Source organism: Streptomyces millisiae, assembly GCF_031845425.1.
Classification (GTDB): domain Bacteria; phylum Actinomycetota; class Actinomycetes; order Streptomycetales; family Streptomycetaceae; genus Streptomyces; species Streptomyces millisiae.
In genome coordinates this window covers 13,680-29,272 of the sequence record NZ_JAVREM010000044.1, presented here as the reverse complement: position 1 = coordinate 29,272, position 15,593 = coordinate 13,680, and the positions used below count along the sequence as shown (strand labels likewise).

Below are 15,593 nucleotides of genomic sequence, written 5' to 3'. Positions count from 1 at the left end.
GAGTTCCCGCATCCGGCCGTCCGAACCGTGCCGCCCCCGGTTCACCGGCGCGTCGCGGGGCGCCCGCCGACCCGGGCCGGGCCGGACGCCGGGTCCGGCGGGGCGTGACCAGCCACCTCAACGGGGACGACGGGCCCGGTACGGGCCGCCACCACCATCACGGCGAGGCCCAGCGCCACGACCGCGGCGCCCACGTACAGCGGCGCCGTGTAGCCCAGCCCCGCGCTGATCGCGAGACCGCCGAGCCAGGCGCCCAGGGCGTTGCCCACGTTGGAGGCCGACACGTTGGCGCTGGCGGCCAGCGGCGCGCCGCCGGCGGCGTCCGTGACCCGGGTGATCATGCCGGGGACGCCGGCGAACCCGAAGACGCCCATCAGGAAGATCAGCACCACCGAGGCGATCCGCCCCTCGGCCAGCAGCCCGAACACCGCGAGCGTGGCGGCGAGCCCCGCCAGGGACGCGATCAGCGTGCGGTCGCGGTCGCGGTCGGCCCCCCGGCCCCCGACGACGTTGCCGATCACCAGGCCGCTGCCGTAGACGACGAGCAGCCAGGCGACGTCGGCGCCGGAGAAGCCGGTGACCTCGGTGAGCGTGTACGCGAGGTAGCTGAACGCCCCGAACATGCCGCCGTAGCCGAGGGCGGTGGCGGTCAGGGTCAGCCACACCCGCGAGGAGCGGAAGGCACGCAGCTGGGGTCGCACCCCGGCCGTCCCGTGCGTCTCGGCCACGGCGCCCGCCCAGGCCGGCACCCACGCGGCGACGGCGGCCACGGCCAGCACGCCGATCCCGGTGATGGCCCAGAACGTGGCACGCCAGCCCCAGCGTTCGCCGACCAGGGCGCCGAACGGCACGCCCAGCACGTTGGCGACCGTCAGCCCGGCGAACATCACGGCGACGGCGCGCGAGGCCCGCTCCGGCGGGACGAGGCGGCGGGCGACGAGCGAGCCGATGCCGAAGAAGGAACCGTGGCACAGGGCGGCCACCACACGGCCGAGCAGCGCCACGGCGTAGGTGGGCGCGACGGCGGACAGCAGGTTGCCGAGGACGAACAACGTCACCAGGCCGACGAGGACGGTCTTGCGGTGGAGGCGGGTGGTGGCGGCGGTCAGCAGGATCGCGCCGACCGCGACGCTCAGGGCGTATCCCGAGATGAGCCACCCGGCCGCGGCCTCGGAGACCTCCAGGTCCCGGCTCACCTGGGGTAGCAGTCCCGCGATCACGAACTCGGTCAGGCCGATCCCGAAACTGCCGAGCCCGAGCGCGACCAACCCCGCAGGCGTCCGCCACGAACTCCCCCGCTGGCTGATGTTCACGTAAACATGATGGGCGCGGGGCCCCGAACGGGACAAGGAGTCACCTCGGTGAAACCGGATGCGGCCGACGACGCCGGCCGTCAGGGCGCCCCGTCCACCGCCCCCAGCCGGGCGCCGGCCGGCGGGGTCCCCGCCGGGCCGCACAGGGCCAGCTCCAGGTGGTTGACCAACGCCTCGTCGGCGGGGTGCGGCTCCAGCCCGCCCTGCTCGTCGAGCGACTGGTAACCCGCCAGGTTGAGCCCGACGGCCGCCTGTCGTTCGCCGTCCTCGCTGGTGAAGGCGAAGGTCACGGCGCCCCAGACCCGGCCGTCGTGCCCCCAGAACCGCCCGCAGGACAGCTCCACCGGGTACACCCCGAGACCGTAGGACTCCCGGTGGCCGCCGTCGGCCGGCACCGTCCGCGTCAGCTCCGCCAACTCCGCCGGCCCCAGCAACTCACCTCGGAACAGGGCGGCGTAGAAGCGGTTGAGGTCCTCCATCGTGGACACGGCGGCGCCCGCGACCCCGGCCCACGACATGTCGTAGACGCTGTAGTCCCGCGGCGGGTCGATGTCCCCGTACCGGGCCTCGTACATCCGGGAGTGCGGCCCGGCGAGGAACGGCGAGCGCGGGAACGCCGTGTCCCGCAGCCCGGCCGGGCGGATCACCCGCTCCGTGAGGTAGTCCTCCGCCGCCATGCCCGTCACCTCCTCGAGCAGCAGGCCGGCCAGGACGTAGTTGGTGTTGGAGTAGGAGAACCGCTCGCCGGGCACCCCGGTGCGCGGCGCGTCGAGGCCGAGGCGCACCAGCTCACCGGGCGCGATCCGGCGGAACCGGTGCTCGTCGAGGCTCTCGGCCGCCTCACCCGGGCCACCGGCCAGCGACGGGAACGCCGCGGGCACGTAGTCCCCGATGCCGCTGGTGTGGTTGAGGAGCATCCGCACGGTGACGGCCCGGCCCTGATCCGCCGGCAGCAGACCGGGCAGATGATCCGCCACCGGGTCATCGAGGCCGATCCGCCCCAGGCCGACCTGCTGCAACACCCCCACGGCGGTGAACGTCTTGGTGACGCTGCCGACCCGATGCGCCATCCCGGGGCGCACGGGCCGCCCGGTGCGCACGTCGGCGACCCCGGCCGCTCCCGCCCACCGGCGCGCGCCGTCCCGCACGGCCGAGTAGACGCCGGGGATTCCCGCGTCCCGCACCGCCCCGAGCGTCCGCTCGAGACCGGCGTCCGACGACGCCCCGCCCGCCGGCGTCGGGAACGCCCCCGACGCCGGTGCCACCGCCCCCAGCGTCAACCCCGCACCGCACACCCCGGCCACGACCACCCGAAGAACCCGCACCCACGCCTCCCGACGCCTCTACCGACCAGACCACGACCATCCTCGGCGCCCGGCCCTGGCCGGTGCCTCCGCCGCCGGTCGGAACCCGGAGGCGGCGGCTGCGCCGTTGGGCGTACATCGCACGGCGCTCCCGGGACGTGGCGCCGCCGGCCCGGTCGGACTCGGCGGCGGCCACGACCGGTCCGCGGGCGACGGCTCACCAGCCGCCGTCGTCGCAGCACCCCTCCCGGCGCATCAGCCTGCCCACCTCCCGCCAGTCCTCCGCCAGGGCCGCCCCGGTGCGTGGACCCGGCGCGTCCGCGAAGGCCGCGACGAGCGCCGCCTGTTCGACGGGCACCCCGCCGCGCAGCACGGCGACCGTGCGCACGAGCGACGAGAAGTCGGTGAACGGGTCGCCGTCCACCACCGTGAGGTCGGCGAGCCGCCCCTCGGTCACCGTGCCGAGGTCGTCCTCGACACCGAAGGCCCGGGCCGGCAGCACGGTCGCGGTACGCAGCGTCTCGGCCACGCCGAGGCCGGCCCGGTGCAGGGCGCGCAGCGCGAGATGGAGATGGAGGCCGACCGGCACCAGCGGCTGGTCGGTGCCGAGGGCCACCACCCCGCCACCGGCCAGCACCGTCCGGTAGACGTCGGTCTCCCGCTCCAGCGTCGACAGCTCGGCCGCGCTGGGCGGTTGGGCGGCCCGGGCGAGCACGGCGGCGGTGTCCCAGGGCGGCATCAGCGTGGTGACCCGCGGGTCGTCCGCCAGCCCCGGCTCGGCGCCGAGCAGCGGCAGCGCGGTGAACGGGGTGGCCACCAGGCGGAAGTCGGTGGCCGTGTAGATCTCGGTGACGTCCTGGTAGGCGCGGCCGGTCGCCGAGGTGGCGTGACCGTACTCCAGGCGCTGGGTGGCCTGGAGATGGGTCGTCAGGTCCTGGCCGAGCTGCACGCCGGGGGAGCACAGGTGGCTGCCGGCGCGCACGCCGAGCCGGTCGTGGGCGAACTCCGCCGCCTCCGCCATCAACCAACCGGGGGCGCGCACATAGGTCTTGACGAAGTCCCAGTCCAGGGCGCGTGCCCGGGCCAGCGTGCGGCGCAGCCCCTCCCGGGTGCCGTGGGCCCTGCCCATGCTGTAGGCCACCCGCGATCCGTCCAGCAGTTCGCCGGTGGCCAGCAGCCGGGGGCCGGTCAGCTCGCCGGCGGCCAGCGCCTCCCGGAGGCGGGCCTGCTCGTAGGCGAAGCCGCCGAGGGAGACGGTGGTCGTGATGCCGTAGGCGAGTTGAAGCGCGGTCTGCCGACCGCCGTAGGTGCTCTGCCAGGGATGGATGTGGGAGTCCCACAGGCCGGGCAGCACCGTGTGCCCCGACGCGTCGTGGCGGCGGGCGGTGGACCGGCCGGGGCGGTGCGGTTCGACGGCGGTGATCCGCCCGTCCCTGACCACCACGTCGACGTCCTCGCGGACCCGGTCGTCGGTACCGTCCCACAGCCGTCCCGCGTGCACGACGACGTCCCTGGCCCGGGGCCGCCGGTAGCCCAACCGCACCTCGACCGTGCGGGACGCGCCGCTGGCGACGTCGACGGTGCGCAGCCGGCCCGCGGAGAGGTGGAGCACGGTGCGGGAGTCGCCGGACCACGAGGGGTGGTCGGCGGGTTCGTCGTCCGCCGTCAACCGTCTGGGTTCCCCGTCGGGGGTGCCGTCCGGCCGCACCGGCAGGAGCCACAGCGCGGATTCGACGACGACCGCGAGGTGGCGGCCGTCCGGGGACCAGACGGGCCCCGAGTCGTAGCGGTCGGAGAGCGAGGCGTGCGGGCGGAAGGGGTGGAGGGCGGCCGCGCCGGTCTCCGTGTCCACGACGCGGATGAGGTTGTAGCCCTCGCGGAAGCGCCCGTTGAGCCGGTTGCGGTCGCAGAGCGCGATGCGCCGACCGTCGGGCGACCAGCTGGGCCGGCCCGGCAGTCCGCCACCGCCCAGCGGCGGCATGAGCACCCGTTCCGTGCCGTCGGCGAGCCGGCGCACGACGAGGTTGCCCGCCATGTCGAGGCAGGCGAGCCGGTCGCCGTCCGGGGAGAGCGCGGGGAAGACCCGGCCGCCGTCGGCGAGCACGGTCTCGGCGCCCGAGTCGAGGTCGCGCCGGCGAACGGCGAGGAGCCCGTCGCGGTCGTCGACGTAGACCAGCCCCCGGCCGTCGGGGGTCCAGGCGGGCGCCAGCAGGTAGCGGGTGGGGTCGGCCCGGACGATCCGGCGTGGCGTGCCGCCGGTGATCGGCACCGTCCACAGGGAGTTGAGCGCGACGAACGCCACCTGCCGCCCGTCGGGCGACAGCGCCGGCAGGTGCAGCCCGCGCGCCCGGCGTTCGCCGTCGCCGGCGAGGTCGTAGGACTTGACGCGGTAGCGGGGCGGTCGCAGGTGTTGCGTGGCGCTGAACGGGATGGTCTCGGCAGCCCCGGCCGCCGCGGGGTCGACCAGCTGGAACCGGCCGCCGACGTTGACCAGCAGCGTGCCCTGGGCGGTCCAGCGGACCGGTACGGGGAGCACCTCGCCGTCGGTCCCGACGGGTTCGCCGTCGACGACCAGGGTGCAGGAGGCGGCGGGCGCCGGGGTGGTGCGCAGATAGGCGAGGCGCCCGTCGGAGGCCAGCGCGGGCGTCATGACCTGCGCGTCGGCCGGCCCGTCGTCGGTGTGTTCCGGGGTGACGGGGCCGTCCCCTTCGGCGGGCACCGAGGCGACGAGCCGTGCCTGGAGGGTGCCGGCGGCGGTGATCCCGGCGCGGACGAAGAACACCCGGCCGCCGTCCGGCGACCAGGTGGGGTCGAAGTCCTCCCAGGCGCCCTCCTGCCCGGGACCCTCCTGGCCTGGGCGGCCCGTGAGCCGGGTGAGTTCGCCGGAGCGCACGTCCAGGACCCAGACGCGGTACGGGCTTCCGGTCACCGGGTCGCCGCCGCGTTCCGAGGCGAAGGCGATCCGGGTGCCGTCGGGCGACCAGGCGGGGGCGCGGTCGTCCCACGGCCCGTCGGTGAGCTGCCTCAGATCGGAGCCGTCGGGGGTGAGCGTCCAGATGTGGAACCCGCCGCCCCGGTAGGCGCAGACGGCGACCCGCCGGCCGTCGGGCGAGAACTGCGGGCGGTTGGGCTCGAGGTCGGGCGGGGTGAGGGCGACGGCCTCGCCGCCCGCGCGGGGAACGGCCCACAGCACGTTCTGCACCTCCGCGACCAGCCGGTCGCCGGCCGGCGAGAGGGTGGCGGAGCCGTTGGTGGCGGCGGTGAGGGTGAGGTCGACGCCGCCCGTCGTCGCGGGGGCGGCCGCGGCGGCGACGGCGGGGGAGAGGGGTACGGCAACGGCCGCGCCCGCGGCGGCCGTTGCCCGGAGCATCGTGCGGCGGGTCACGCCGCTTACGGAATCGGTCACGAGGTTCACGGTGTCCAACGAAGCGCCCGGCGAATCAGCGCCGCCGGGCCAGCCTGGCCGCCCACCGCCGACCGCTCAGGACAGCAACTCTCGGACCAGCACCTCCCCCCACCACCCCTCGACCCGCTCCGGCGACCAGCCGCGCTCGGCCGTGAGCGTCGCGTAGACGTCGATCGTGCACAGCGCCGCGTAGATGTCGACGGCCGACGGCACGTCGAGTCCCGCCCGCAGCACGCCCGTCGGCCACGAGGAGAACACGCGCTCCCTCGTCTCGTGCCCGCGGGCGCGGCCGTCCCGGTAGACCGCGGCCAGCTCGGGCTCGGTTCGCCCCGCCTCGCGGACCAGCGTGATGATGTCCCCGGCCCGTTCGAAGAGCCGCCGGTCGTAGCCCGCCATCGCCGCGAGCTGCGCCGCGGGTTCGATGCCCGGCGCCTCGAGTTCGGCGAGCAGCCGCGAGGGATCGGCCGCCAGGTCCGCCGCGTCCGCCAGGGCCCGGGCCAGTCCCGGCTTGTTCCCGTAGGCGGCGTACACCGTCGGCACCGAGACCCCGGCCTCGCGCGCCACGTCCCGCACGGTGGTCTCCGCCCAGCCCCGCGAGACGAAGAGCCGACGCGCCGCGTCCGCGATCTCGCTCCTGGTCCGCAGCGCCTGCTCCGTCCGGCGCAGCGACTCGTAGCGGCGCCTGCCTTGTTCCTCCACCATGGCCGTCTCCCCAATGGTTTTACGCTGCTTATAATCAATATATGAGCCGTCACATAGCGGAGGTCTCGGCCTCCCCCACGGGCTTCCACCGGATCAGCGGCCTGGCCGCCGTCGGCTTCGCCCTCATGATCGTCCTCGCCAACCTGATCGTCGTGCCGGCGGGCCAGCCGACCACCGGGACCGGCATCGCGGAGGTGAGCGAGTTCTTCGCGGCCGAGCGTGACCTCGTCGGCCTCAGCGCCGCGCTCACCCCCGCCGCCTGGGTGCTGGCCACCCTGTTCGGCGCCGGGTCCTTCGCCGTGCTGTGGCCGGCCGAGCGCCGACGAGGCGAGGCGTGGTCGCTGCTCGGCATGGCCGGACTGCTGCTGCAGAACGCCACCTTCGCCGCCGTCGTCGCCTGCCGACTCGCCCTCGCCACGGCCACCACCCCCACCGACGGGGCCTCCCCCTGGCTCTGGGCGCTGCACGACGCGCTGTTCACGCTCAACGGCACGTTCCTGGCGCTCGCCCTGGTCGGCCTGTCCGTGGCGGGCCTGCGCGCCGGTCTCCTGCGACCGTGGCAGCACACCCTGGGACTCGGCGCGGCCGCGCTGCTGTTCACCTCCGCGACCCTCGCCTGGCTGGTCGTCGACCACGCCGGACCGCTCGGCCTGCTCGGCCTGGCGGGCTGGCTGATGTGGGTGGTGTGGCTCATCGGCTACGGCATCACCCTCTACCGGCTCGCCCCGGCGGCGGGTGAGACCCCGTCAACGGCGTAGACCAAGTCGGTGGGCGCCGCAGACGTCCCCCGGGACGACCAGCTGCGGGCCCTCGCCGTCCAGCAGCAGCGCTCCAAGGCCGGTCATCCGCAGCACACCGGGCGACCGCACCGCACCGCAGAGCCTGATCACGTCCTCCTCGACCAGCCCGGAGATCACCGTCGCGGCCACCGTGTGGTGTGTGCGGCTCAGCGGGTCCGGTAGCGCGCGTAGATCAGCCCGCTGTCGAAGGAACGCTCCTCCACCAGCTTGAGATCGAGGCGCACGCCGTCGGGGAAGAACCGCTTGCCGCCGCCGACCACGCTCGTGGTGATGAACAGGTGGTACTCGTCCACCAGGCCGGCCGCGATCGCCTGCGCCGCGAGGTTCGGGCCGTCGACGGTGAGGTCGTGATCGGCCTCGGCCTTGAGCCTGCGCACCGCGTCCGGGTCGAAGGTCCGCTCGATCCTGGTCTTCTCGCTGGACACCGAGTCGAGCGTCGTGGAGTACACGACCTTCTCCGCGGCCCGCCAGTCGCGGGCGTACTGCAGGATGTGCGGCGGCAGGTCGGGCTTGGTGTGCGCGGTCTCCCAGTAGACCATCGTCTCGTACATCCGTCGGCCGTAGAGGTACGTGCCGACGGGCCGGAAGAGGTCGTTGACGAAGGTGTGCACCTCCGGGTCCTCGGCCCCGGTGCCGAGGTCGCCCTCCGCCGCCTCGGCGTAGCCGTCGAGCGAGGTGATCATCGAGTAGATGAGCTGTGCCATGTGTCTCCTCCGGATACGAGCGCGTCTCTCCGCCAGCGGTTCCGCAGGCTGTGACCTCCGCTCGACCCGGAACTCATCGATCGGCGGGGGCGAGGGCGTAGCGGGTGCCGCCGCGCCACACGTGGTCCGGAGTCGACCCGGCTGGGTGGGCTGAAGGACGCCCGGCGGCGGCCGTTCGTGGCGTCGATGGCGCGGAGGCTGCCTGATTCGGTCAGGACGTGGGCGGTTGTGCCGATGGCGGTGACGGTGTCGCGCAGGAGTTCCGCGTCGGGACGGTAGGTCCAGGCGGGAGAGCCGTCGGCGGCGAAGGCCGGGTCGCCGAACTCGGAGCTGTCCGCCTCGGCGGTGAACGCCCAATGCTCGCCGAGGTCGCCGAGTGCCAGGCCGTACAGATGCCGAAGTCGATGACGCGGGGGCCGGCGGCGGACAGCAGGACGGTGGCGGGCTTCAGATCGCGGTGGACGATCCCGGCGCCGTGGCTGGACGCGAGCGCTTCCGCGAGGCCCGCGCCCAGCCGCCCCAGGAGTTCGTACGGTCCGATCCGTGACGGATCGTCAGCCGTCAGGTCCCGCCACGCCGGCGCCGTCACCACGTGCGCCCCCCGATGTCACCCTGGCGTTCGAAGTCCATGAGCATCATGGCGCAGGCCCACGGACGCGGACGCCGCCCGACGGCCCGTTGTTCCGCGGCTGTTACTCCTCACCGAACAGGGACACGCGCCTACAACGGGATCGGGCGCTGGCGACCATGCACGCCACGTCGTCCTCGACGACGACGCCCGGGCTCGGCTTTCCCCGACCGGCCGCGGCCGGCGCGGCCGCCCTCGGGTTAACCCCACCTGGGCAGGGGAGTTGACCTGATGGCCGCCAGGGGCCCGGATCGGCGAGGCTCGCTGGCATGATCGATGACAGCGACGACACGGGTACGGCCACCGCTGCGGCCGACGGGCGTCGGCTCCGCCCCAGGCGTCGCGTGGCCGCCATGGCGATCGCCCTCGGGTGCGCCACGCTGGCCACGCTCGTCACGGGCCCTGCGGCACTGGCCAGTCATGGCGGCGCGGCCACGCCTCTGCAACACGACGCGGCGGCGGTCCACCAGGCCGGCCCCGTCGGTGTGACGGCCGTGCTGGAGACCCCGGACGGGACCGTGACCGCGCACAGCGGCACCGCCGACCAGCGCACGGGCGCGCCCGCGCGCCCCCAGGCACACGTCCGCGCCGGCAGCACCACGAAGCCGTTCATCGCCACGGTCGTGCTGCAGCTCGTCGGCGAGGGGGAGCTCTCGCTGGAGGACACGGTGGAGGAGTGGCTGCCCGGCGTGGTGACCGGCGACGAGATCGACGGCAGCCGCATCACCGTCCGTCAGCTCCTCCAGCACACCAGCGGACTGCCCGATTACCTCGGCCGCCCCGACGTGCTGCCGGCCTTCCACTCCGCCGCCGGCTTCCACGAGAACCAGCTGCGGCACTACACCGACGAAGAGCTCGTGGCCGGGGCGCTGCGGTCCTCCGCGGAGTTCGCGCCGGGCGCCGACTGGTCGTACTCCAACACCAACTACATCCTCGCCGGCATGATCATCGAGCGCGTCACCGGCCGTTCCTGGGAGCGGGAGGTGCAGGACCGCGTCATCGAGCCGCTGAACCTCACCGGCACCGAACTGCGGGGCGACGACCCGACCCTGCCGCCGCCGTTCCTGCGCGGCTACCACACCTTCCCCGAGGACGGCCGCCGCGCCGACACCACGGTGTTCAACACGACGGGCGCGAGCGCCAGCGGCGCGCTGATCTCCACCCCGCGCGACATCGACCGTTTCCTGTCCGCGCTCATCGGGGGCGAGCTGTTGCGGCCGGCGGAACTCGCCGAGATGCAGCGGGTGCGCGACCTCCCCGGCCGGACGGACGTGAGCTACGGCCTGGGCCTGTTCCGCCGCGAGCTGACCTGCGGCGGCTTCTTCTGGGGCCACGGTGGCACCGCCCTCGGCTACAACAACGAGAACGGCGTCACGGCGGACGGCAGCCGCGCGGTGACCGTCGCCACCAACAGCTTCGACATGGTCGACGAGGCCACACAGGATCGCACGGACGACGCCATGCTCACCCTCGTCGACAACGCCCTGTGCGCGCGCTGAACACCGGGCCGGCCCGGGGCCCGGCGACCTCCCGATGCCGTCAGACGCCGACGGCGGCCAGCGCGCCGTAGCCGACGACCGCGACGAGCAGCGTGGACACCGCGCCCAGGGCGAGACCTCGCCGACCGGCGCGGAGCAGCGCGTCGATCCGGACGCCGCTGCCGAGACCGAACAGCGCGGCGGCGAAGAGCAGTGTGGTGACGACCTCGGCGGCGGACAGCGCGGTGGCCGGCAGGAGGCCGCTGCCGCGCACCAGCATCATCGCCAGGAAGCCGAGGACGAACAGCGGGACGATCGGCGGGCGCCTCCCCGTGGCGGCCCCGCCGCGTCGGCGCTGGACGATGCTGACACCGGCGACCATCGGGGCGAGCAGGACGACCCTGGTCAGCTTGATGACGACGGCGACGGCGACCGCCCCGGCGCCCGCCGGTGACGCGGCCGCGACGACCTGCGCGACCTCATGGACGGAGAGTCCCGCCCAGGCGCCGAGGTGCTCAGGACCCATGCCCAGAGCCTGGCCGACGAACGGCACGAGCACGATGGCGGCGCTTCCGTAGAGCGTCACGAGGGTGACGGCGGTCGCCACGTCCTCCCTGTCGCTCTCGGTGACGCTGTCCATCGCCGCGATCGCCGACGCCCCGCAGACGGAGAAACCGGTCGCCACCATCAGCGCGAGCCCTCGCGACACCCGGATCAGCCGGCCGAACAGGAGGGTTCCGAAGAAGGTCACGAGCACGGTGACCACGACCGCGAGCACCCTGCCCGCGCCGAGCCCGAAGACCTCGCCGAGCCCGAGCTGGAGGCCGAGCAGCACGACGCCCAGCCGCAGGAACCTCCTCGTCGCCCAGCCCAGACCTTCCCGGGCCCGCGCCGGAAGACGGCCCCCGACGGCGACCCCCAGCACCACCGCGAAGGTGAGCGCGCTCACCGCGGGCACCAGCGCGTTGAGGCAGAACGCGGCGGTCGTGCCGATGGCGACCACGAGCAGCCCCGGGGCCAGCGAACGAACGGCCCCCGCGACGTCCGGGAAACGCCCGACGAAGTGTCCAGGTGCGGTCATGACCTGATCGTCATCGCGCCGCGTGGAGTGCGGTACCGGTCAACTCGGTGGGAGGTCATTCCCCGAGGGCATGACTGAGAGCCATACCCTGAGGTCATGAGCCAGCTGCCGGATCTGGAATCGCTGCGCCTGCTGGTCCTCGTCGGAGACGTGGGGAGCCTGAGCGGGGCGGCGGCTCGGCTCGGATTGGCGCAGCCGTCGGCAAGCAAGCGGCTGTCCACCCTGGAACGCCGGCTCGGCCTGGTGCTGGTGGAACGCACGCGCCGCGGATCGCGGCTCACCGACGCGGGGCGTGCCGTCGCGGGGTGGGCGCAGCAGGTGCTCCAGGAACTGGACGGGCTGCTCACCGGCGCGGAGGCGCTGCGCGCCAAGCGGGACGCCGAGCTGCGGGTCGCGGCCAGCATGACCGTGGCCGAGTACCTGGTCCCGGGCTGGCTCGGCGAACTACGCCGCATCCGGCCCGAGTTGTACGTGGCCCTCCAGGTCACCAACAGCGAGCAGGTCCCCGAACTGCTGCGCGGCGGGGCGGTGGACCTCGGGTTCGTCGAGTCACCGCGCGCCCCGGCCGGACTGCGCGCCCGACGGGTCGCCCACGACCGCCTCCTCGTGGTCGTCGCACCGGCCCACCCCTGGGCGCGCCGCCGCGCCCCGCTGAGCGTCGCCGAACTGGCCGCCGCGCCACTGGTCCTCCGGGAGCGCGGCTCCGGCACCCGCGAGACCCTCGACCAGGCGTTGCGCCGAGCGGGGGCCGCGGAACCCCGGCCCCTGCTGGAACTGGGCTCGGCGACGGCCGTGCGCAACGCCGTGATCGCCGGGACCGGCCCGGCGGTGATCAGCGAACTCGCCGTGCGCACCGACCTCGCCGACCGCCGCCTGGTGGCGGTCGAGGTCGAGGACATCGAACTTCACCGCGTGCTGCGCGCCGTATGGGCACCGGAACGCCCCCTGGCCGGCCCCGCGGTCGAACTCCTGGCGGTGACCCGACGACACAGGCCGGATCTCCCCACCGGGCGGTGAGTCCGGCGCACTCGACCGACCGACTCCGGAGCCCAGCCGCTCGCGGTGATGTGCTCCACGGCGCGCGCCACGGTGGGGCCGCCGTCGCGGCCAGGGCCGGTGCCCCCGCGCTCGGCGGTCAGGACGGCGCGAGCGCGGGGACCGCTGATCAGCAGTACAGGTTGCCGCCCGGCGTGGTTCCGAGGATCTGGCTGAAGTTCTGGAACGTGGTCACCCGGCTCTGCACCTGGGCCGGGTTGCCGCCGTTGCACTCGATGCTGCCGTTGATGCTGCGGATCGACTCACCGAAGCCGGCGCCGCTGACGATGGCCTGGTGGCCGCTCATGGTGCCGGCGCCGGACTGGGTGTTCCAGAACCACAGCGCGGTGCGCCAGGCGACGGCGGAGTCGTTCTGCACCAGCCACGGGTTGCCCAGCAGATCGATGCCGAGGGCGTCCCCGGCGGCCTTGTAGTTGAAGTTCCAGCTCAGCTGGATGGGGCCCCTGCCGTAGTAGGCGGCCTGCCCGGCGGGGCATCCGTAGGGCTGGCTCCAGTCGCAGTAGTGCGGGTAGTTGGCGGTGTTCTGCTCCACGATGTGGACCAGTCCGCCGGTCTCGTGGCTGACGTTGGCCAGGAACGCGGCGGCCTCGCGTCGCTGCACCTCCAGGCTGCCGGTGTTGGCGAACCCGGGGTACGAGCTGAGCGCGGCGACCAGGCCGCCATAGGTGTAGAAGGAGTTCCGGTTCGGGAACATCTGGTTGAACTGGGCCTCGCTCACCACGAAGCCGCTCGGGGTGCCGCCCCCGTCGCAGCTGTACGGTTCCCAGTACCAGGTGCTGATCAGCGGGTCGTAGCCCGGGTTGTCGTGCTCCGCGATGTAGTAACCACCGTTGTAGCGGACGATGCTGCCGGCCGGGTACCAGGTGCCGGCCCGCCAGTCGGTCGCCGTGGCGCAGGAGGCGGCGAGGGGGGACGGCGCCGCGCTCGCCGCCGGCGCCATGACGCCGGCGAGCCCGGTGGCGAGCAGAACGGTCACCAGTAAGGTCACGATGCGTTGTCTCAGCACGCGTTCTCTCCTCAGGAGTGCGGCGGCTCACCGCTCGGGACAGCGGGGAGCGGCCGCGTCGTGGGGGTGATGCGCACACTGAAGCGCGCCACGAGGGCACCGTCAAGGTCTAGACCAGACAAGCGTCAAGTCCATACCGAACGCGCCGGCGTTCCGTCCCGGTCTACGGTCCTCCGTCGGTCCCGCCGCACGCGGTGGGTGCGGCGGTCGCCGGGCTGTTCGGCACGCGACCGGCCTTCTCCGAGCCCGGCTCCGCCGCCGCTCCCTGCCCCCGCTCGACCATGCCCAGCGCCACCCCGACGATGATGACGACGCCGCCCACCGCCTGGGCCGGCCGGATCGACTCACCGTTGACCACGACCGCGCCGATGACGCCGAAGACCGGAACCAGGTTGAGAATGTTCACGGCGACGCTCGACGCCATCTGGCGCAGGCCGTAGTTGTAGAGCAGGAAGCCGCCGACCGAGCAGGCCACGGCCAGGTAGACCAGCAGCGAGGAGGCGGTCACGCCCGGCACCCGCCACTCGTCGGCCTCCAGCAGGGAGGCGAGCAGGAAGCCGGCCGCGCCGGCCAGGGTCTGGTGGTAGGTGACGCTCACGGCGTCCTGGCCGGCGCTGGCGCGCTTGCCGAGCACGTTGTAGCCGGCCCAGGCCAGCCCGCCGAGCAGCAGCAGGACGTCCCCGAGCCAGCGCGAACCGCCGCCGACCTCGGCTCCGTTGCGTACGACGAGGAAGGCGCCGACGGTCGCCAGCAGCACGCCCGCCACCCGCGACAGCGGGATCCGCGCGCGGTGGACGAACAGCTCCACCAGCATCGTCATCAGCGGGTAGGTGGCCACGATCAGCGACGCGTCGGAGGCCGTGGACAGATCGACGCCGACGTTCTCCAGGACGAAGTACACGGTGATGCCGAGGAACCCGCTCAGGTGGAGCAGCCGCCGCTGCCGCGCGTCCGGCCGGGCCGGGCGACGTCGGCCCAGCCGCACCAGTACACCCAGGAGCAACGCCGCGAGCGTGAACCTGACGGCACCGATGGTGAGCGGGCCGACGTCCTCCAACACCCGCTTGGTCACCGCGTACGAACTGCTCCAGAACAGCGCGGCCGCCACGACCGCGCACACCGCCCACACCGTGGGCCCTCGATCCCGCACCCGAGGTCGCTCCTCTCCCCAGCCCGCCTCGACCGAACGAACGTCAGCGAAGCAGGGTGGAGGCTAACAAGAGCACCGCCAGCGATGCGTAGAATCCGAATTAACTTCGGAATCCGGCGGGGTGAGGCAAGCGTGGACGAACTAGATTCGGCGTTGGTGCGGATGCTTCAGGAAGACGGTCGGCGAACCAACCGGGACATGGCCCAGGCCCTCGGGATCGCCCCGTCCACCTGTCTGGAGCGGATCAGGGCGTTGCGCCAAAGCGGCGTCCTCACGGGATTCCACGCGGAGGCCGACCTCGCCGCGATCGGCCGTGGGCTCCAGGCCGTGATCGCCGTGCGGGTCCGCCCGCCGACGCGCGCGGTGATCGAGGCCTTCCAGGCGTTCCTGGAGCGGATGCCCGAGGTGATCTCGATCTTCGTCCTGACCGGCAACGACGACTTCCTGGTGCACGTCGCCGTCCGTGACACCGACCACCTGCACGCGGTGGTCCTGGACAAGCTGACGAAGCGTCCGGAACTCGCCGACGTACGGACATCGGTGGTCTACAACCACCTGCGGAAGAAGGTCATCGGCCCGGCCTGACGCCTGACCCGTGCTGTTCCGACCGTGGCGGCGCCCGCTTTGACGCCGGCGCTTCTGCTCACCACGCCCGCCTTCGCCACCGGCACGACCGGTTCCGCAGATGCGGGCGTGACGGCCTCGACGGACGGCTCGGCCACGCCGGCCGACGAGACCGAGGACCGGGTCGCCGTCTTCCGTATCCTCGCCGACCCCACCATCAGCGACGCGCTCCGTACGGCGGCGGAGCAGGCCCTCGACAACGCCACCCCGGAGTCGTTGCGGTACCTCCTGGAGCACGGCCGGTACGAGGTCGACGCCTGAAAGACGGGACCGACGTCCCTCGCGAGAACCGCGGTGCCCAGGGCACGTCTGACGGTGCGAGCGCCGAGCGGCACCGCGGC

Annotated in this window: 15 protein-coding genes; 5 read left to right on the top strand and 10 right to left on the bottom strand. The window is 73.7% G+C overall.

All coding sequences use genetic code 11. From position 1 onward, the window contains the following. Positions 1–41: 41 nt before the first annotated feature. The 4 genes from RNC47_RS25275 to RNC47_RS25260 all read right to left on the bottom strand — a co-directional run bounded on the left by RNC47_RS25275 (position 42) and on the right by RNC47_RS25260 (position 6,725). Positions 42–1,313 carry an MFS transporter gene (locus RNC47_RS25275; protein ID WP_394814869.1) on the bottom strand — a complete coding sequence of 424 codons (1,272 nt, stop codon included), beginning with the start codon at positions 1,311–1,313 and terminating at the stop codon, positions 42–44. Positions 1,314–1,393: 80 nt separating this feature from the next. Next, positions 1,394–2,638 carry a serine hydrolase domain-containing protein gene (locus RNC47_RS25270; RefSeq protein WP_311601877.1) on the bottom strand — a complete coding sequence of 415 codons (1,245 nt, stop codon included), beginning with the start codon at positions 2,636–2,638 and terminating at the stop codon, positions 1,394–1,396. A gap of 196 nt (positions 2,639–2,834) precedes the next feature. After that, positions 2,835–5,987 carry an amidohydrolase family protein gene (locus RNC47_RS25265; RefSeq protein WP_311601901.1) on the bottom strand — a complete coding sequence of 1,051 codons (3,153 nt, stop codon included), beginning with the start codon at positions 5,985–5,987 and terminating at the stop codon, positions 2,835–2,837. A gap of 111 nt (positions 5,988–6,098) precedes the next feature. Beyond that, entirely contained in the window at positions 6,099–6,725 is a 627-nt protein-coding gene (locus tag RNC47_RS25260) for a TetR/AcrR family transcriptional regulator (RefSeq protein ID WP_311601875.1), read from the bottom strand. A 41-nt stretch (positions 6,726–6,766) separates the two neighbouring features. On the opposite strand from RNC47_RS25260, the gene RNC47_RS25255 reads away from it, so the two are divergent. Beyond that, positions 6,767–7,483, top strand: coding sequence for a 2-oxoglutarate/malate transporter (locus RNC47_RS25255; RefSeq protein WP_311601874.1), 717 nt, complete (start codon positions 6,767–6,769; stop codon positions 7,481–7,483). Here RNC47_RS25255 and RNC47_RS25250 read toward each other — a convergent pair. From RNC47_RS25250 to RNC47_RS37660, 3 genes are all read right to left on the bottom strand, one after another. After that, entirely contained in the window at positions 7,472–7,654 is a 183-nt protein-coding gene (locus tag RNC47_RS25250; RefSeq protein ID WP_311601873.1) for a hypothetical protein, read from the bottom strand. The genes RNC47_RS25255 and RNC47_RS25250 overlap by 12 nt on opposite strands. 17 nt (positions 7,655–7,671) lie before the next feature. Next, a complete protein-coding gene (locus RNC47_RS25245; RefSeq protein ID WP_311601872.1) occupies positions 7,672–8,229 on the bottom strand; it encodes a dihydrofolate reductase family protein in 558 nt (185 codons plus the stop codon). Positions 8,230–8,440: 211 nt separating this feature from the next. Continuing rightward, positions 8,441–8,818 carry a protein kinase domain-containing protein gene (locus RNC47_RS37660; protein ID WP_394814871.1) on the bottom strand — a complete coding sequence of 126 codons (378 nt, stop codon included), beginning with the start codon at positions 8,816–8,818 and terminating at the stop codon, positions 8,441–8,443. 308 nt (positions 8,819–9,126) lie between these two features. Here RNC47_RS37660 and RNC47_RS25235 point away from each other — a divergent pair, with 308 nt between their 5' ends. Further along, complete coding sequence (locus RNC47_RS25235; RefSeq protein WP_311601871.1) at positions 9,127–10,356, top strand: serine hydrolase domain-containing protein; 1,230 nt, start codon at positions 9,127–9,129, stop codon at positions 10,354–10,356. 40 nt (positions 10,357–10,396) lie between these two features. Here the strand turns inward: RNC47_RS25235 and RNC47_RS25230 are convergent, their stop codons facing one another. Beyond that, positions 10,397–11,416, bottom strand: coding sequence for a YeiH family protein (locus RNC47_RS25230; protein WP_311601870.1), 1,020 nt, complete (start codon positions 11,414–11,416; stop codon positions 10,397–10,399). A 96-nt stretch (positions 11,417–11,512) separates the two neighbouring features. Between RNC47_RS25230 and RNC47_RS25225 the strand changes: the two genes are divergently transcribed. Beyond that, complete coding sequence (locus RNC47_RS25225) at positions 11,513–12,433, top strand: LysR family transcriptional regulator (protein ID WP_311601869.1); 921 nt, start codon at positions 11,513–11,515, stop codon at positions 12,431–12,433. A gap of 148 nt (positions 12,434–12,581) precedes the next feature. On the opposite strand, the gene RNC47_RS25220 is transcribed toward RNC47_RS25225, so the two are convergent. Together RNC47_RS25220 and RNC47_RS25215 are read right to left on the bottom strand one after the other, a co-directional pair. Beyond that, positions 12,582–13,475: a glycoside hydrolase family 19 protein gene (locus tag RNC47_RS25220; RefSeq protein ID WP_394814870.1), complete on the bottom strand. Its 894-nt coding sequence runs from the start codon at positions 13,473–13,475 to the stop codon at positions 12,582–12,584. 166 nt (positions 13,476–13,641) lie between these two features. After that, a complete protein-coding gene (locus RNC47_RS25215) occupies positions 13,642–14,628 on the bottom strand; it encodes a DMT family transporter (RefSeq protein ID WP_311601868.1) in 987 nt (328 codons plus the stop codon). 132 nt (positions 14,629–14,760) lie between these two features. On the opposite strand from RNC47_RS25215, the gene RNC47_RS25210 reads away from it, so the two are divergent. Together RNC47_RS25210 and RNC47_RS25205 are read left to right on the top strand one after the other, a co-directional pair. Then, positions 14,761–15,213, top strand: coding sequence for an Lrp/AsnC family transcriptional regulator (locus RNC47_RS25210; protein ID WP_311601867.1), 453 nt, complete (start codon positions 14,761–14,763; stop codon positions 15,211–15,213). A gap of 24 nt (positions 15,214–15,237) precedes the next feature. Continuing rightward, positions 15,238–15,513 carry a hypothetical protein gene (locus RNC47_RS25205; protein ID WP_311601866.1) on the top strand — a complete coding sequence of 92 codons (276 nt, stop codon included), beginning with the start codon at positions 15,238–15,240 and terminating at the stop codon, positions 15,511–15,513. Positions 15,514–15,593: the final 80 nt, after the last annotated feature.